This is a genomic window from Azospirillum sp. B506 (assembly GCF_000333595.1).
In the GTDB taxonomy this organism is placed as follows: domain Bacteria; phylum Pseudomonadota; class Alphaproteobacteria; order Azospirillales; family Azospirillaceae; genus Azospirillum.
Map to the genome: position 1 here is coordinate 1 of NZ_BADK01000629.1, position 16,506 is coordinate 16,506.

15 protein-coding genes are annotated in these 16,506 nt (G+C 68.8%); 11 read left to right on the forward strand and 4 right to left on the reverse strand.

Translation table 11 applies throughout. From position 1 onward, the window contains the following. Window positions 1-486 (forward strand): zinc ABC transporter substrate-binding protein (locus I71_RS18665; RefSeq protein ID WP_042696390.1); only part of this gene is annotated, 486 nt, incomplete at its 5' end. 77 nt (window positions 487-563) lie between these two features. Further along, window positions 564-1,361: a 4-hydroxy-tetrahydrodipicolinate reductase gene (gene dapB / locus I71_RS18670; protein WP_042696392.1), complete on the forward strand. Its 798-nt coding sequence runs from the start codon at window positions 564-566 to the stop codon at window positions 1,359-1,361. Window positions 1,362-1,391: 30 nt separating this feature from the next. Here the strand turns inward: dapB and I71_RS18675 are convergent, their stop codons facing one another. Continuing rightward, entirely contained in the window at window positions 1,392-2,978 is a 1,587-nt protein-coding gene (locus tag I71_RS18675; protein ID WP_049976189.1) for an HD domain-containing phosphohydrolase, read from the reverse strand. Window positions 2,979-3,165: 187 nt separating this feature from the next. Next, window positions 3,166-3,816 (reverse strand): LysE family translocator, encoded by a 651-nt coding sequence (locus tag I71_RS18680; protein WP_042696394.1) that lies wholly within the window; start codon window positions 3,814-3,816, stop codon window positions 3,166-3,168. Window positions 3,817-4,189: 373 nt separating this feature from the next. Between I71_RS18680 and I71_RS18685 the strand changes: the two genes are divergently transcribed. Both I71_RS18685 and I71_RS18690 read left to right on the forward strand, forming a co-directional pair. Further along, window positions 4,190-4,438 (forward strand): hypothetical protein, encoded by a 249-nt coding sequence (locus I71_RS18685; protein ID WP_042696395.1) that lies wholly within the window; start codon window positions 4,190-4,192, stop codon window positions 4,436-4,438. Window positions 4,439-4,531: 93 nt separating this feature from the next. Continuing rightward, window positions 4,532-4,822, forward strand: a complete 291-nt coding sequence (locus I71_RS18690; protein ID WP_042696397.1) for a hypothetical protein — start codon at window positions 4,532-4,534, stop codon at window positions 4,820-4,822. Between the two features lie 111 nt (window positions 4,823-4,933). Here the strand turns inward: I71_RS18690 and I71_RS18695 are convergent, their stop codons facing one another. Further along, window positions 4,934-5,185: a hypothetical protein gene (locus I71_RS18695; RefSeq protein ID WP_042696399.1), complete on the reverse strand. Its 252-nt coding sequence runs from the start codon at window positions 5,183-5,185 to the stop codon at window positions 4,934-4,936. A gap of 504 nt (window positions 5,186-5,689) precedes the next feature. Between I71_RS18695 and I71_RS18700 the strand changes: the two genes are divergently transcribed. From I71_RS18700 to I71_RS18710, 3 genes are all read left to right on the forward strand, one after another. Further along, complete coding sequence (locus I71_RS18700; RefSeq protein WP_042696401.1) at window positions 5,690-9,247, forward strand: PAS domain-containing hybrid sensor histidine kinase/response regulator; 3,558 nt, start codon at window positions 5,690-5,692, stop codon at window positions 9,245-9,247. A gap of 53 nt (window positions 9,248-9,300) precedes the next feature. Continuing rightward, window positions 9,301-10,002: a response regulator transcription factor gene (locus I71_RS18705; RefSeq protein ID WP_083897246.1), complete on the forward strand. Its 702-nt coding sequence runs from the start codon at window positions 9,301-9,303 to the stop codon at window positions 10,000-10,002. 101 nt (window positions 10,003-10,103) lie between these two features. Beyond that, window positions 10,104-11,291, forward strand: coding sequence for a DNA polymerase IV (locus I71_RS18710; protein WP_042696402.1), 1,188 nt, complete (start codon window positions 10,104-10,106; stop codon window positions 11,289-11,291). Window positions 11,292-11,298: 7 nt separating this feature from the next. Here I71_RS18710 and I71_RS18715 read toward each other — a convergent pair whose 3' ends face one another. Next, entirely contained in the window at window positions 11,299-11,778 is a 480-nt protein-coding gene (locus tag I71_RS18715; protein WP_042696404.1) for an Lrp/AsnC family transcriptional regulator, read from the reverse strand. Between the two features lie 209 nt (window positions 11,779-11,987). On the opposite strand from I71_RS18715, the gene ald reads away from it, so the two are divergent. The 4 genes from ald to I71_RS18735 all read left to right on the forward strand — a co-directional run. Further along, window positions 11,988-13,109, forward strand: a complete 1,122-nt coding sequence (gene ald, locus I71_RS18720; protein ID WP_042696406.1) for an alanine dehydrogenase — start codon at window positions 11,988-11,990, stop codon at window positions 13,107-13,109. Between the two features lie 745 nt (window positions 13,110-13,854). Further along, window positions 13,855-14,760 carry a branched-chain amino acid ABC transporter permease gene (locus I71_RS18725; protein ID WP_042696408.1) on the forward strand — a complete coding sequence of 302 codons (906 nt, stop codon included), beginning with the start codon at window positions 13,855-13,857 and terminating at the stop codon, window positions 14,758-14,760. Between the two features lie 5 nt (window positions 14,761-14,765). Then, complete coding sequence (gene livM / locus I71_RS18730) at window positions 14,766-16,268, forward strand: high-affinity branched-chain amino acid ABC transporter permease LivM (RefSeq protein WP_042696409.1); 1,503 nt, start codon at window positions 14,766-14,768, stop codon at window positions 16,266-16,268. Window positions 16,269-16,279: 11 nt separating this feature from the next. Continuing rightward, window positions 16,280-16,506, forward strand: a 227-nt coding sequence (locus I71_RS18735) for an ATP-binding cassette domain-containing protein (protein WP_148294282.1), incomplete at its 3' end; no start/stop codon positions are given.

The following is a 16,506-nucleotide window of genomic DNA, read 5'->3' on the forward strand; positions in this document are numbered from 1 at the left end:
GCCAACGCCCGTGCCATCGTCGCCGCGACGGCCGACGCCCTGGCCGCGACGGACCCGGCGGATGCGGAAGCCTACCGTACCAATGCCGACCGCACGCTCCAGGCCATCGACGCGCTGGATGCGGAGCTGAAGGCCGCGCTGGCGCCGCTGAAGGACAAGCCCTTCGTCGTCTTCCACGACGCCTACCAGTATTTCGAGGCGCGCTACGACCTGTCGGCGGTCGGCTCCATCACCGTCAGCCCGGACCGCCGCCCATCGGCCAAGCGGCTGTCCGCCATCCGTGCCAAGATCGCCGGGCTGAACGCCGCCTGCGTCTTCGCCGAGCCGCAGTTCGAGCCGACGCTGGTCCGCACGGTGGTGGAAGGCACCAAGGCGAAGACCGGCGTGCTCGATCCCGAGGGCGCCGACCTGCCGGAGGGCGAGGCGCTCTACCCCACCCTGCTGCGCAACCTCGCCGCATCGCTGCGCGGCTGCCTTGGCGCTTAAGCCACGGCCGGGCCTGTGCTAAACCGCTGGGAGGGCGGGAAACTCCGGCCGGAAGAGCTGAACAGAGGATGGGCGTCATGAAGATCGGTGTCGTCGGGTGCGCGGGGCGCATGGGCCAGATGCTGGTGCGCGAGATCGCGGCGACCGCGGGCTGCACGCTGGCCGGCGGGACCGAGCGGCTGGGCGGGCCGGCGCTGGGCAAGGATCTGGGTGTGCTGGCCGGGCTGGAGCCGCTGGGCGTGACCGCCATCGACGACCCGGTCGCGCTGTTCGCCGAGGCCGACGCGGTGATCGACTTCACCAGCCCGGAATCGACGGAGCGGCACGCCGCACTCGCCGCCCAGTCGGAAACCGTGCTGGTCGTCGGCACAACCGGCCTGAACCCGTCGCAGCAGGCGGCCATCGCCACCGCGGCCACCCACACCGCCATCGTCCAGTCTCCCAACATGTCGCTGGGCGTCAACCTGCTGCTGGCGCTGGTGGAGCAGGTCGCCCACGCGCTGGACGAGGACTACGACATCGACATTCTGGAGATGCACCACCGCCGCAAGGTGGATGCACCGTCGGGCACGGCGCTCGGCCTCGGCCGCGCCGCGGCGGCCGGGCGCGGGGTGGCGCTTGAGGATGTCTGGCAGAAGGTGCGCGACGGCCACACCGGTGCCCGCCCGCGCGGTGAGATCGGCTTCGCCACGCTGCGCGGCGGCGATGTCATCGGCGACCACACCGTGATCTTCGCCAGCGAGGGCGAGCGGGTCGAGCTGACCCACAAGGCGTCCGGCCGCGGGATCTACGCCAAGGGCGCCGTCCGCGCCGCCCTGTGGGCACAGGACAAGACGCCGGGCCTCTACAGCATGCGCGACGTGCTGGGCGTCTGAGGATCGCGTTCGCGACTGGTGGCGGGGGACCTACCCCCCCGCCCCGTCGCGTTCCAGCACAGCCAGGAAGGCATCGACCACACGAGGGTCGAAATGGCTGCCGGCTTCGGCGCGCAGCAGATCCAGCACTTCGGCGATGTCCCACGCCTTCTTGTAGGGGCGGCGGTGCAGCAGCGCGTCGAACACGTCGGCGACGGCGACGATGCGGCCGGACAGCGGGATGGCGTCGCCGGACAGTCCCCGCGGATAGCCGCTGCCGTCGAACTTCTCGTGGTGACTCTCGGCGATCTCGGCGCCCATCGACAGGTAGCCGTGCCGGTCGCCGCCGGAAGCGTCGCGCAGGATGCTGCCGCCGATGGCGGCATGCTCGCGCATCACCGTCATTTCCGCGTCGTCCAGCCTGCCGGGCTTGCGCAGGATGGCGTCGGGGATGCCGACCTTGCCGACGTCGTGCAGCACGCTGGCCAGCCCGATGGTGTCGCAGAACCAGTCGTCCAGCTCGGCGGGGAAGGCGTTGCGGGCATGGAGTTCGCAGGCAATGGCGGTGGCCCAGCGGCCCAGCCGCCTCACATGGTCGCCGGTGACCTCGTCCTTGTATTCGGCCAGCTTGCCCAGCGCATGGACGGTGGCGACCTGCGCCTGGTTCAGCCGTTCGTAGAGCCGCAGATTGTCCAGCCCGACCGCCGCCTTGGCGCAGAGCAGCTCCACCAGCGGCCGGTCGCCCTCGGCAAAGGGGCCGCCCAGCAGGCAGAGCGCCAGCCGCACGCTGTCCCGCCCGCGCAGCACCGTGACCCCGTGCCGGCTTCCCCAGCGTGCCCGTCCGTCGCCCAGCGCCGCCATCAGGTCGGCCGCCGCCGCCGCCGGCAGAATGTCGGCGATCGCCGCCGGCGGCAGATCTGGCGGCAGCCCGGCCTCCGCCAGGATCGTCAGCCCGCCATCCTCGCCCACCCCGCACAGCAGGGCGGACCGCGCCTCGGCCACCAACGCCGCCGCCCGGCCGACCAGACCTGCCAGGAATTGCGGGCGCGAGCGCAGCCCGGCCAGATGGTCGGCCGCCTCCATCACCCGCTCCAACCCCTGCCGTCCGCGCTCGATGGTGGCGATGTGCTGGTACGAGCGCAGGGCCGCGACCGCGGCGGTGTAGAGCTTCTGCGCCGTCAGTTCGCTCTTCGCCTTGTAGTCGTTGATGTCGTAGGCGGCGATCACCTGCCGTTCCGGCGCCTGTCCCGGCTGGCCGGTGCGCAGGATGATGCGGACCTGCCGGTTGCCGATCTCGTCGCGGATGTGGCGGACCAGCTTCAGACCGGCGTCGTCGGTCTCCATCACCACATCCAGCAGGATGGCGGCGATGTCCGGATGCTCGGCCAGCAGCGACCGAGCCTGCCGTGCGGTGTAGGCGGACAGGAAGCGGACCGGCCGCTCCTCGAAGGTCATTTCGCCCAGCACGACGCGGGTGATGGCGTGGACCTCGTGGTCGTCATCGACGATCAGGATCAGCCAGGGCGGGTTGCGCCGCCCGCCGTCGGACTGCTCCGCCTCGGCGGCGAATTCCAGGATGTCGCCCCCAATCCCGCCCGCAGTCTCGCCCACGGCCTTCCGAGGGGCGTTCTCTGTCATGCCGTTCCTTTTGCCCCCGTCGGCCATTGCCGTCCCCGCGGTTCAATGCGCTTCGGCCGGCTTCAGGCAAACTGCCGGCGCGTGCATTCCCTGACTTCCAGACAATTTTCTGTGAAGTTATGATGATTTGTCAACAAACCGGCGCCAGACCCGGATCCGGGCGGCATCGCTGCCGCCACCCGCCGGATCAGGCGGTCCGCTTCCATGCCACGGTCAGCAGCCCGGCCCCCATCAGCAGCGACCCGCCGACCCGGTTGACCGCCCGCTGCACCGACGGCGTCCGCACCGCGCGCCGCGCCGCCGAGGCCAGCAGGGCATAGCCGGCGGCGTTCAGCGTCGCCAGCACCAGGAAGGTCGCCTCCATCACCACCATCTGCCCGGCCAGCGGCCGGCCGGAGTCGAGGAACTGCGGCAGGAAGGCGACGAAGAAGACGATGCTCTTGGGGTTCAGCGCGGTGACGGCATAGGTGTGCAGCATCATCCGCCAGGGCCGCACTGCCTGCTCCCCTGCCTGCTCCCCTGCCGACCCGTCGGCCACCGCCTCCGCCCCCCTGACCGGTGCCCGCCACAGCTTGAGGCCGAGATAGACCAGATAGGCGGCACCCGCCCATTTCAGCCCGGTGAACAGCGCCGCCGAGGTCGACAGCAGCACCCCCAGCCCCAGCATGGAGGCGGTCATCGCCGTGAAGTCGCCCAGCGCCACCCCGGCCACCGTCGCCATCGCCGATTTCCGCCCATGCCCCAGCGCATAGGAGACGACGATCAGCACGGTCGGTCCCGGAATCATCAGCATGATGGCGGAGGCGGCGGCGAAGGCGAGCCACAGGTCGGCGGACATCGATCGGGTCTCCGGTGGGGCAGGAACCCGATCATCAATCCACAGCCGGGAAGCCTGCGCAATGCTGTTGCGCGCGCCGGCCGCAAAACCATGCCCATGGCCAAATTCCGGCCCGGCGCAAGAGCGCAATGGCAAGGGGCCGTCCGGATTTTGCCGCGTCAGACCCGCGAAACGGTCACGGGCGGAATAATTCGACACGACCTATGTTGGTGCCGGTATCGGCCGGTCCGCGGTGTCATCGCCAAAGTGCTCGGTTTGGAACAATCGTCGAATTGTCACAGCCGAACGTCATAGGCGCCATTGTGGAAACCGACCCGAAGGTCTAATCTGTTCGTGATCCCAACGAATTCCCGAACATGGGAAGGTGCCATCCATGAATCTGCACAGTCTGGCCAGCGACATGGTGCAAACCGTTCTGGCCTGTGAAAAGGCGCTCCCCGGCAGGGCGAACGCCGACGACCACGATCTCGCCCGGCACATCCTGGTCGAACCCGACCACGCCTGGCACGTTTGCGAGACCTACGCCCGCGCCGTCTGCATTCCGGTCGAACAGCTCCCGGTCAGCCAGCTCCGCGGCCTCATCAGCGACATCGTCCTGTCGAAGCTTCCCCGTTACGACTGAGTTTCTCGATCCCAAGGGCCGGCGCCGTATCCGGCCGATGGCCGGAACGATCCGGGTTTTTCACTCCCGCACTCCAAGTTCCGTGGTGCCACCATGGCGATCGAGCTTCATTCCTTTACCGTAACGCTGGCCGTCGCGGATGCGACCGGCTGTTCCAGCGCCGCCGAACACCGTGCCCGCATCTGGAAGGCCGTGTCCGACCTGTCGGCCGCCGTCCGCAATGCCGGCATGGCGACCGAGGCCCGGTTCCGCGGCCAGGACCGCCAGGGCCATGTCCTGTTCGAGGCGACCGACACCGGCGCCGCCTTCCTGCGCGGCCTTCCCGCCATCGCCCGCGTCGATGATGCGCGCATGAACGGCGGGCGCGTCCAGCTTCGTCACTGACGGGCCGGCCGGCATCATCCCCGCCAGAAAACCGCCAGGAAACCAAAGGCCCGCCGCTCCGATCCGGGGCGGCGGGCCTTGCCGTGTTCGACACCGGTTCCGAAAGGGATTTCAGCGCGCGCGGTGGCGCAGGGGGCGGACATTGCTTTCGCTCTCGACCTCTTCCTCGGTCGGGCGGACCTTCTTCAACTGGACGATGAAGCGCTCGGCGCCATTCTCCATCACGGCGATGCCGGTCAGGCCATGCGCCCAGTCACAGGGAACGACGTGGATTTCCTTGATGGTGGCGGTGCCGGCGGCAAGCTCCGCACGGTCCAGGACCACGTCCCCGACCCGGAACCCCAAATAGGCGTCGATCAGCATTCTCTTGGGCGTCCGTCTTCCGTTTCAGGCCACGCAACGGACCCGGCGCCGACGGCCGGTCTCCTTCGCGATGGACCATCTTGCCATAGATTGGGCCGTTCGCGACGCTTTCCCAGCGATGACGACGCAGTAAACCGACAGGCCCCCGTTTGTCCCACTCTTTCCAAGTCCGCGCGGCAGGGGCTGAAGCGGCCGCCCCGTCCGAGGGAGGAGACGGGAACGGCCGCTTCGGCGGCTCCCGACCCTCCTTGCGAAGGTCCGGGGCCGGGCAGGAACGCCGGCCGTCACACCAGCGGCGACCGGGACGGCTGCGTCCTGCAAGCGCAGGATAGTTCGCCATCACAACCATATGCGCCCCCTACCTTCGTTCATCCCTGCACAGTTCTTGAACAATGCCGAGCCCACCCGTTGTTGGCACCCGGAGCAGTGCGATAGGGTCCCTTGAATGCCCTCTCCCGTCCCGGGAGAGGGAGAGTCCCCCCCACCCGGAGAGGTCCGTCGGTCGTGCAGAGTTGGCTGGTGCTGGCCGTTTCGGCGGCCTATCTGGGGGTGCTGTTCGCCATCGCCTGGTGGGGCGACCGGCGCACCGCCGGGGGCGCGCTGCTGTCGGCATCGCCACGGTCGGCCGGCATCCTCTATGCGCTGACCCTGTGCATCTACAACACCAGCTGGAGCTTCTACGGCTCGGTCGGGCGGGCGTCGGCCAGCGGCTTCGACTTCCTGCCGATCTATCTGGCGCCGATGATCCTGCTGCTGGCGGCGCGGCCGGTGCTGACCAAGACCATCGCCATCACCAAGGCGCAGAACGTCACCTCCATCGCCGATTTCATCGGCGCCCGCTATGGCAAGAGCCAGGCGGTGGCGGCGCTGGTGACGCTGACCGCCCTGGTCGGCGTGCTGCCCTACATCGCCTTGCAACTGAAGGCGGTGGCCGCCAGCTTCGACGTGCTGACCTCGCCATCGCTGGCCGCCCCGGCCGCCCTGCCGCCGCCGATCTGGGGCGACACCGCCTTCGCGGTGGCGCTGTCGATGGCGCTCTTCACCATCCTGTTCGGCGTCCGCCACATCAACGCCAGCGAGCATCACCGCGGCCTGATGCTGGCCATCGCCTTCGAGAGCCTGGTGAAGCTGACCGTCTTCCTGGCGGTGGCGGCCTTCATCGTCTGGGGCATGTTCGACGGCTACACCGACCTGATCGCCCGGCCGCAGGCGGAGCCGCTGCTGGCGCCCGACTTCACCGACCCGACCTGGTGGTCGAACACGGCGATCTCGATCATCGCCTTCCTCTGCCTGCCGCAGATGTACCATGTGATGACGGTGGAGAACGACAGCCCCCGCCATCTGCGCGCCGCCGCCTGGATGTACCCCACCTATCTGCTGGCCCTCAGCGCGCTGATGATCCCCATCGCGGTGGCCGGTCTGGTGACGTTCGGCGAGGGAGGGATCAATCCCGACACCTTCATGATCACCCTGCCCATCGCGGCGGGGGCCGGCGGCTTCAGCCTGCTGTCCTTCATCGGCGGCCTGTCGGCTGCGACCGGCATGGTCATCGTCGCCGCGGTATCGCTCAGCACCATGCTGTGCAACGACGTGGCGATGCCGCTGCTGCTCAGCCGTCCCCGCTTCGCCGCCCGCGTCGGCCGGCGCGACATGGTCGGCACGCTGCTGCTGGTGCGCCGGCTGTCGGTGCTGGGCATCCTGCTGCTGGCCTATGTCATGCACCGGCTGGTCGACCGCGATTATCCGCTGACCGTCATCGGCCTGTTGTCCTTCGTCGCGGTGGCGCAGTTCGGACCGGCCTTCTTCGGCGGGCTGTACTGGCGGCGGGCCAACCGGGTGGGGGCGCTTGCCGGGCTGGGCGCCGGCTTCCTGCTGTGGGTCTACACGCTGCTGGTGCCGTCGATGGCGCGCATCGTGCCGGTGCCGGACGCCTTCCTCGACCTCGGCCCCTGGGGCATCGGCTGGCTGCGCCCGCAGGAGCTGTTCGGGATCGAGGGGCTGGACCCCATCTCGCACGCCAGCCTGTGGAGCCTGCTCGCCAACCTGATCGCCTTCGTCGCCGGCTCCCTTCTGGCGCGGCCCAGTGCGGTGGAGCGCACCCAGGCCGTCTTCTACACCAGCGCCAGCGCCGACCGCGACGAGGACGACACCCCCCAGGCGCTGGCCCGGCTGGCCGACCTGCGGGCACTCGCCATCCGCTTCGTCGGGGCGGAGCGCGGCAACGCCGCCTTCGACGCGTATGCCGCAGGCCGCAAGGGCGAGGCCGGCCCGGCCGACCTCGACGCCGTCCGCTTCACCGAGACGCTGATCGCCGGCGCCATCGGGGCCGCCTCGGCACGGGTGGTGATGGCCGCCTCGCTCCAGGGCCGTTCGCTGTCGCGCGGCGACGCCATGGCGATGCTCGACGAGGCGTCGGAGGCCCTGCGCTTCAACCGCAAGCTCCTCCAGGCGACGCTGGAGAACATCGGCCAGGGCATCTGCGTGATCGACGCCGACCACCGCATCGCCGCCTGGAACCACCGCTATCTGGAGCTGCTCGACCTGCCGGCCGACATGGTGCGGGTGGGCGTGCCCTTCGCCGACCTGATCCGCTTCAACGAGCGGCGCGGCGAATACAGCGCCCACGACATGACGGCGTTGCTGACCAACCGCGACACCGCCACCCAGCAATGGCCCTACCGCTACGAGCGCCGCCGCCCCGACGGCACGGTGCTGGAGATCGTCGCCAACCCGCTGCCGGAAGGCGGCTACGTCTCCACCTACACCGACGTGACCGAGCGCTACCGCGCCGCCGAGGCGCTGCGCGAAGCGAACGAAAGCCTGGAACACCGTGTGCGGGAGCGCACCGACGCCCTGCAGCAGGCGAAGGCCGAGGCCGAGTCGGCCAATGCCAGCAAGACCCGCTTCCTCGCCGCCGCCAGCCACGACCTGTTGCAACCGCTGAACGCCGCCCGCCTGTTCGTCTCGGCGCTGGAGGAGAGCATGCGCGGCCCCCTGCCGACGCCCGACCAGCGGACGGCCGAATGCGGCATGATCGACAACGCCGCCGCCTCCCTGCGCTCGACGGAGATGCTGCTGGGCGGGTTGCTCGACATCTCCTCGCTGGATGCCGGCAATGTCCGGGTGCGGATGCGCAGCTTCGCCATCGACGATCTGCTGAGCGGGCTGGGGGTGGAGTTCTCCGCCCTGGCGCAGGAACGCGGACTGACGCTGAAGGTGGTGGGCTGCGGCGCGGTGGTGCGCTCCGACCCGCAGTTGCTGCGCCGGGTGTTGCAGAACTTCCTGTCCAACGCCATCCGTTACACGCCCAAGGGCCGGGTCCTGCTCGGCTGCCGCCGCCGCCGCGACCCCGTGGGTGGCGACCGTCTGCGCATCGAGGTGTGGGACACCGGCCCCGGCATCCCCGAGGCCAGGCGCCACGAGGTGTTCGAGGAGTTCCGCCGGCTGGGCGGCGAAAACGGCGGCGGCAACCCCGCCGGAAAATTCGAGGACAAGGGCTTGGGGCTCGGACTTGCCATCGTCGACCGCATCGCCCGGCTGCTCGGCCATCCCGTCACCCTGCGCTCCACCGTCGGGCGGGGCACCGGCTTCGCCGTGGAGGTTCCTATGGAACAGGCGCGCGCCGCGCCGGTCGTCCGCCCGGTCGTCACCCCCGCCGCCCTGTCGGCCGGCCTCCTGGTGCTGTGCATCGACAATGAGGAGCCGATCCTGGCCGGCCTGCGCGCCCTGCTCGGCCAATGGGGCTGCCGGGTGGCGACGGCGTCCGACGTTTCCGGTGCGCTGGCGGCGCTGGCCCCCTTCGACGGTACGCTTCCCGATGTGGTCTGTGTCGATTATCACGTTGGAGGAGGGCAGACGGGGCTTGCGGTTCTGGAGCGGTTGCGGGAATTGTGGGGCAGCCCGGTCAGGGGGCTGCTGCTGACCGCCGACCGTTCCGAAGCGGTGCGGGCGGAAGCGGAACAGTGCGGCTGCGGCGTGCTCTACAAGCCGGTGAAGCCGGCGTCGCTGCGCCGCTTCCTGAACGGGGCGGCGCTGCAAACCGCCGCCGTGGCCGAGCGGTAAGGCCGGAACCGGACAAAAGCCGGGCGGCCGCGAATGGGGGGAGTGCGGAAGCCATGGACGAGGACAGCGCTTCGGGCGCGATGACAGCGGCTGGACAAACGACGGCAGGGCAAACGACCATCGTCATCGGCGACGACCATCCGCTGGTGCAGGCCGCCTTGCGCGATGCGCTGGGCAAGGCGATGCCGGAGGTGCGGGTGATCGAATGCCCCGACCTCGATTCGGTGATGGCGGCGGTGGGGCAGCGGCCGGACGACATCGACCTCGTGCTGCTCGACCTCAACATGCCCGGCACCCACGGCTTCGCCGGCCTGTTCCTGATGCTGGCCCACCACCCGACGGTGCCGGTCGCCATCCTGTCGGCCTTGCAGGATTCCGACACCATCCGCCGGGCCTTGGCCTATGGCGCCTCGGGCTACATCCCGAAATCGCTGTCGATGCCGGCGATGGCCGACGCCATCCGCGCCATCCTGTCCGGCGAGACCTGGGCGCCGCCACTCTCGACCGCCTCGTCGGAAACCGAGGAGGCCGACGCCGCCCGCCGCTTCGCCTCGCTGTCGCCGCAGCAGCTGCGCATCCTGACGATGATCGTCGACGGCAAGCTGAACAAGCAGATCGCCGGCGAGCTGAACGTGTCGGAACAGACGGTGAAGGTCCACGTCTCCAGCATCCTGCGCAAACTGAACGTGGTCAGCCGCACCCAGGCCGCCGTCGTCGCCGGCCGGCTGGCGGTGGGCGGCGATGTGCTGCGGTAATCTCCAGCTGCCCTGTTACGATCCGCCGAACTCAATATATGTTCTTCCTTTGTACGCATAAGCTGGCGGTTCGCGCGCCCCTTTGCTAAGCTGGCGCCACCATGACCATCGCCCTGCACAGCGTCTGCCGCGACTGCGCCGCCGCCCTGCCCGGCGCCGGATCGGGTGACGTGACGCGCTGCCCGAAATGCGGCAGCCGGCGGCTGTTCCGCCACGCGGAGCTGCACAGCCTGCCCATCGGCCACATCGACTGCGACAGCTTCTATGCCACCGTCGAGAAGCGCGACCGGCCGGAGCTGGCGAGCCGCCCGGTGATCGTCGGCGGCGACGACCATCGCGGGGTGGTCGCCGCCTGCTGCTATATTGCGCGGATGTCGGGCGTGCGCTCCGCCATGACGATCCGCGAGGCGCTGGACCGCTGCCCCGACGCCACCATCATCCGCCCCAACATCGCCAAGTACAAAGAGGTCGGCCATCAGGCCCGCGCGATCATGGAGGCCTTCACCCCCCTGGTCGAGCCGATCAGCATCGACGAGGCCTATCTCGACCTGACCGGCGTGGAAGACCGCCTCAGCATCAGCCCGGCCCAGGCGCTGGTCGAGATCGTCCGCCGCTTCGAGCGCGAGCTGCGCATCACCGCCTCCATCGGCCTCAGCCACAACAAGCTGCTGGCGAAGATCGCGTCGGACCTCGACAAGCCGCGCGGCTTCTCGGCGCTCGGGCGGGCGGAGGCGGCGGCCTTCCTGGCGCCCAAGCGGGTCACCATCCTGTGGGGCGTCGGCCCGGCGCTGGAACGCAAGCTGTTCGCCGACGGCATCACCCGGGTCGGCGACCTGCAGGACAAGGACGAGCATTGGCTGGTCAAGCGCTACGGCGCCATGGGCCGGGTGCTGTTCAGCTACGCCCGCGGCGAGGATTCCCGCCGGGTCCATCCCGAATCGCCGAGCAAGAGCATCTCGTCGGAGGAGACCTTCGACTGGGACGTCACCACCCTGCCCGCCCTGGCGCAGGAGTTGCGCCCGCTGGCCGACAAGGTCGCCCGCCGGCTGGAGCGCGAAAAGCTGCTGGGCCGCAGCGTGGTTCTGAAGCTGAAGACCAAGGATTTCCAGCAGCTGACCCGCTCCCGCCGGGTGGAGCCGACCCGTTCGGCCGAGGCGATCCTCGCCGCCGGCCTCGCCCTGCTGGAACGCGAGGTCGACGGCCGCGCCTTCCGCCTGATCGGCATCGGCTGCACCGACCTGACCCACCCGGAAACGGCGCCGGATCCGGAGCTGGACCTGTTCGGATAACAGGGCCTCAGCCCCCCTGCTCCTCCAACTCCGCCACCCTGCCGGGACGCACGACGCTGCGGATGGCGAAGCTCGACTGGATGCGGACCACGCCGGGCAGGCGCGACAGCGAATCCTTGTAGATGCGGTCGTAATCGGCCGGGTTCTGCGCCAGCACCCGCAGCAGATAGTCGGAACTGCCGGACAGCAGATAGCATTCCCGCACCTCCGGACAGCGGCGGACGGCGGCGTCGAAGCGGCGCAGATACTCCTCGGTCTGCCGTTCCAGCGTGATCTGGACGATGACGGTCACCGACCGCTCCTCCTCCCCCGTCTCGATGATGGCAGTGTAGCCGCGGATGACGCCGGAATGCTCCAGCATGTGCAGGCGGCGCAGGCAGGCCGATGGCGACAGCCCGACCTCCGCCGCCAGCTTGGCGTTGCTCATCCGGCCATCCTTGCGGAGCAGGCGGAGGATCTTGTGGTCCAGGGCGTCCAGGGCGTGCATGCAATTTTATTCGACGATGTGGCGGATCATGCGAAAGCTCCACCACACTATGCGGGATTCATGCAAGGCTTTGCAGAGATTCACCCGCTCCGCCCGCCGTATAGTGGCACATCCGAGACAATCCGCCTGACCGATGGTTTCCAGGGATACCAGATCGGCGTCGACGGGGGTTCGCATCGGGGAGACTTCATCTCATGGTCACTTCTCGCATGGTCACGCGCATCGGCGTTCCCAAGGAAATCAAGAACCACGAGTACCGTGTCGGGCTGACGCCGGCATCGGTCCGCGAACTGACGGCGGACGGCCATTCGCTGCTGGTGCAGAGCGGCGCCGGCACCGAGATCGGCTTTTCCGACGAGGCCTTCCGCGCGGCGGGGGCCGAGATCGCCGGTTCCGCCGAAGAGGTGTTCGCGAAGGCCGAGCTTATCGTGAAGGTCAAGGAGCCACAGCCGGCGGAATGTCGCAGGCTGCGGCCGGATCAGGTGCTGTTCACCTACCTGCACCTCGCCCCCGATCCCGAACAGGCCCGGCTGTTGATGGAGAGCGGCTGCACCGCCATCGCCTACGAGACGGTCACCGACCGCGCCGGCCGCCTGCCGCTGCTGGCGCCGATGTCGGAGATCGCCGGCCGCATGGCGATCCAGGTCGGCGCCGTCGCCTTGCAGAAAAGCAACGGCGGCTCCGGCATCCTGCTCGGCGGCGTGCCCGGCGTGCTGCCCGGCAAGGTGCTGGTCATCGGCGGCGGCGTGGTCGGCACCAACGCCGCCCGCATGGCGATGGGGCTGGGCGCCGACGTCACCATCGCCGACCGCTCCATGCCACGGCTGGCCCAGCTCGACGATTTGTTCGGGCCGCGGCTGAAGACCGTCTATGCCTCGGCCGACGCGCTCGACCGGCTGGTCGCCGACGCCGATCTGGTGATCGGCGCCGTGCTGGTGCCGGGTGCCGCCGCGCCGAAGCTGGTGCGCCGCGACCAGCTGGCCGGCATGCGCCGCGGCTCGGTGCTGGTGGACGTCGCCATCGACCAGGGCGGCTGTTTCGAGACCAGCCACGCCACCACCCATTCCGACCCGACCTATGTGGTGGACGGCGTCGTCCATTACTGCGTCGCCAACATGCCGGGTGCGGTCGCCCGCACCAGCACGGAGGCGCTGAACCATGCCACCCTGCCCTTCGTCCAGGCGCTGGCCGGCAAGGGCTGGAAACGGGCGCTGGCCGAGGATCCGCACCTGCTGGCCGGGCTGAATGTTCAGGCCGGCCGGCTGACCTACGAGGCGGTCGCCGACGCTCTGGGCCAGCCCTTCACCGACCCCCGCGGGCTGATCGGCTGAAGATGTGAACAGCTATTGACAAAGAACTGAACGAAATTTCCCTCAATCGGGTATCGTAGAAATTTCGTTTGGAATTCGACCGTGGGCGCACGAGGAATGTTGTTTTTTTCTGCCACCGGAAAGAGAGTGTTGCGCCCACGGATCAAGTTGCTTTACCTGTCTGTGACAAGAAAAAGGGTAGCATCCGCCACCGGCACCAAAGTGCCGGGGTGCGAGGCCAAGAACAGAATAGAACAGGGTAAGGCTCGGCGCCTTTCGCCGAAAGAACCGGGCTGGGCGACCTTTCCGTCCGCTCCGGCCGATTCATGCGATGCTTGTCCGGCAGCGATGCCGGCGGGAACGCCACGGCCGCAAGCCGTGTCGCGCAAGGGGGAGCTGTTGGCGATGGTCGAACGACGGAACGACGCCCGGGCGCGGAACCGCGCCCCCGCGACGTCTTCACGTTTCCGGATGACGGAAGGCCCCATCCCGGGCCGCCGGGCCAGTCCGGCCCGCCACAGGCAGACCCGCAGCGGTCCCCAATAACGAAAACGCCCGAATCCCCGCCGGATCCAGCGCCTCTGGCATCCGGCGGGGCTTCGGCAGGAACCGGGTGCGGCGGCGGGGTTCCAAGCGTCCCCTGCCTCGGTCCTGGATGTTCTCCCCCGTTCATCCGGATCGGAACTCCGCTGCCGCACACGGCTAAACCCTAGTTTTTGCGTGCCTGCCTATTCGGTGATCTGGGAGAGTGGGAGAAGCCTGCCTGATGGACTATTTTCTTCAGCAATTGATCAACGGGCTGTCGCTTGGGGCGATCTACGGCCTGATCGCGATCGGCTACACGATGGTGTACGGCATCATCGGGATGATCAACTTCGCCCATGGCGAGATCTACATGATCGGTGCATTTGTTGCACTGATCACCTTCCTGGCCATCGGCGCGCTGGGCATCACCTGGGTGCCGCTGGCGCTGCTGATCATGCTGGTGGCGTCGATGCTGTTCACCAGCGTCTATGGCTGGACGGTCGAGCGCATCGCCTACCGGCCGCTGCGCTCCTCGCCGCGGCTGGCGCCGCTGATCTCCGCCATCGGCATGTCGATCTTCCTGCAGAACTACATCCAGATCCTCCAGGGCGCGCGGTCCAAGCCGCTGCAGCCCATCCTGCCCGGCAACCTCACCCTGATGGATGGCGCCGTCTCCGTCAGCTACGTGCGGCTGGCCACCATCATCATCACCCTGGTCCTGATGGTCGGCTTCACCATCCTGATCAACCGCACCTCGCTGGGCCGCGCCCAGCGCGCCTGCGAGCAGGACAAGAAGATGGCGGGCCTGCTGGGCGTCAACGTCGACCGCGTCATCTCGCTGACCTTCGTCATGGGCGCCGCACTCGCCGCCGTCGCCGGCATGATGGTGCTGCTGATCTATGGCGTCATCGATTTCTACATCGGCTTCCTGGCCGGGGTGAAAAGCTTCACCGCCGCCGTGCTCGGCGGGGTGGGCTCGCTGCCCGGCGCCATGCTCGGCGGGGTCGTCATCGGCCTGATCGAGGCCTTCTGGTCCGGCTATGTCGGCTCCGAATGGAAGGACGTCGCCACCTTCTCCATCCTCGTCCTCGTCCTGATCTTCCGGCCCACCGGCCTGCTCGGCCGGCCCGAGATCGAGAAGGTGTAAGCGCCATGACCACCCCTTCCCACGCGCCGTCGCACCCCCATTACCACATCAACGGCAAGCGCCCCGGCGTCGACTGGGCCGCCACCATCAAGGACGCCGGCCTCGCCGCCTTCGTCGCCCTGCTGCTGACCGTGCCGCTGGTGGGATTGCGCACCGTCGACCGCCCCACCGGGCTTGGCATCGAGGCCCGGCCGGAGGAGGTGATCGCCTCGCTGGTCCTCGTCTTCCTCGGCCGGCTCGGGCTCGGGCTGATCCGCCAGGGCATGGCGCTGCCGGTGCTGATCCTGGCGCTGGCCTGCGCCGGCGTCGGGCTGGTGCTGCCGATGCCGACCCAGGTGCTGCGCCTGGTGCTGGTGCTGGGCGGCGGCGTCATCGCGCTGCGCGCCGCCATGACGGTCGCCACCGGCCGCTCCAAGCTCAGCCAGGCCGACCGCGACAAGCGCATGGACCGCTTCGCCGCCAAGGTGCAGCACGCCAGCCGCTACATCGGCCCGGTCGCTGTCGCCTTCGCCGCCGTGCTGCCGCTGACCCCGCTGGCCGACCGCATGATCCTGGACATCGGCATCCTGCTGCTGACCTACATCATGCTGGGCTGGGGCCTGAACATCGTCGTCGGGCTGGCCGGCCTGCTCGATCTCGGCTATGTCGCCTTCTATGCCGTCGGCGCCTACAGCTACGCGCTGCTCGCCCATTATTTCGGCCTCAGCTTCTGGCTCTGCCTGCCGCTGGCGGGCCTGCTCGCCGCCTGCTCGGGCGTGCTGCTCGGCTTCCCGGTGCTGCGTCTGCGCGGCGACTATTTCGCCATCGTGACGCTCGGCTTCGGCGAGATCATCCGCATCATCCTGGTGAACTGGTACCAGTTCACCGGCGGTCCCAACGGCATCTCCGGCATTCCGCGGCCGAGCTTCTTCGGCATCGCCGACTTCTCCCGCACGCCGGCCGAGGGCATGGCCGCCTTCCACGAGCTGTTCGGGCTGGAATTCTCGCCGCTCCACCGCATCGTCTTCCTCTATTACCTCATCCTGGCCCTGGCGCTGGTGGTGAACCTGTTCACGCTGCGCGTCCGCAAGCTGCCGCTGGGCCGGGCGTGGGAGGCCCTGCGCGAGGACGACATCGCCTGCGCGTCCTTGGGCATCAACCGCACCAACATGAAGCTGGCGGCCTTTGCCATCGCGGCGATGTTCGGCGGCTTCGCCGGGTCGTTCTTCGCGACGCGCCAGGGCTTCATCAGCCCGGAGAGCTTCACCTTCATCGAGTCGGCGATCATCCTGGCCATCGTGGTGCTGGGCGGCATGGGCAGCCAGATCGGCGTGGTGGTCGCCACGCTGCTGGTGATCGGCCTGCCCGAGGCGTTCCGCGAGCTGGCCGACTACCGCATGCTGGCCTTCGGTGCCGGCATGGTGGTGATCATGCTGTGGCGTCCGCGCGGTCTGCTGGCCCACCGCGACCCGACCATCCTCCTGCATGGCGGCAAGAAGAAGCCGGTCCCGGCGGGAGCCGCCAAATGAGCGCCGCGACGATGAATACCGAAAAGCCGCTTCTGTCGGTCGAGCACCTGACCATGCGCTTCGGCGGTCTGGTTGCGAACAACGACGTGTCGTTCGAGGCGCGGGCGGGCGAGATCACCGCGCTGATCGGCCCCAATGGTGCGGGCAAGACAACGCTGTTCAACTGCGTCACCGGCTTCTACACGCCGACGGTGGGGCGGCTGACGCTGCGCCATCCGCAGGGCAAGGAGTTCCTGCT

What these genes read in the sequence shown, in the direction of transcription:
- dapB (WP_042696392.1), top strand. Translation starts at nt 564, where the DNA reads ATGAAGATCGGTGTCGTCGGGTGCGCGGGGCGCATGGGCCAGATGCTG.
- I71_RS18675 (WP_049976189.1), bottom strand. Translation starts at nt 2,978, where the DNA reads ATGACAGAGAACGCCCCTCGGAAGGCCGTGGGCGAGACTGCGGGCGGG.
- I71_RS18680 (WP_042696394.1), bottom strand. Translation starts at nt 3,816, where the DNA reads ATGTCCGCCGACCTGTGGCTCGCCTTCGCCGCCGCCTCCGCCATCATG.
- I71_RS18685 (WP_042696395.1), top strand. Translation starts at nt 4,190, where the DNA reads ATGAATCTGCACAGTCTGGCCAGCGACATGGTGCAAACCGTTCTGGCC.
- I71_RS18690 (WP_042696397.1), top strand. Translation starts at nt 4,532, where the DNA reads ATGGCGATCGAGCTTCATTCCTTTACCGTAACGCTGGCCGTCGCGGAT.
- I71_RS18695 (WP_042696399.1), bottom strand. Translation starts at nt 5,185, where the DNA reads ATGCTGATCGACGCCTATTTGGGGTTCCGGGTCGGGGACGTGGTCCTG.
- I71_RS18705 (WP_083897246.1), top strand. Translation starts at nt 9,301, where the DNA reads ATGGACGAGGACAGCGCTTCGGGCGCGATGACAGCGGCTGGACAAACG.
- I71_RS18710 (WP_042696402.1), top strand. Translation starts at nt 10,104, where the DNA reads ATGACCATCGCCCTGCACAGCGTCTGCCGCGACTGCGCCGCCGCCCTG.
- I71_RS18715 (WP_042696404.1), bottom strand. Translation starts at nt 11,778, where the DNA reads ATGCACGCCCTGGACGCCCTGGACCACAAGATCCTCCGCCTGCTCCGC.
- ald (WP_042696406.1), top strand. Translation starts at nt 11,988, where the DNA reads ATGGTCACGCGCATCGGCGTTCCCAAGGAAATCAAGAACCACGAGTAC.
- I71_RS18725 (WP_042696408.1), top strand. Translation starts at nt 13,855, where the DNA reads ATGGACTATTTTCTTCAGCAATTGATCAACGGGCTGTCGCTTGGGGCG.
- livM (WP_042696409.1), top strand. Translation starts at nt 14,766, where the DNA reads ATGACCACCCCTTCCCACGCGCCGTCGCACCCCCATTACCACATCAAC.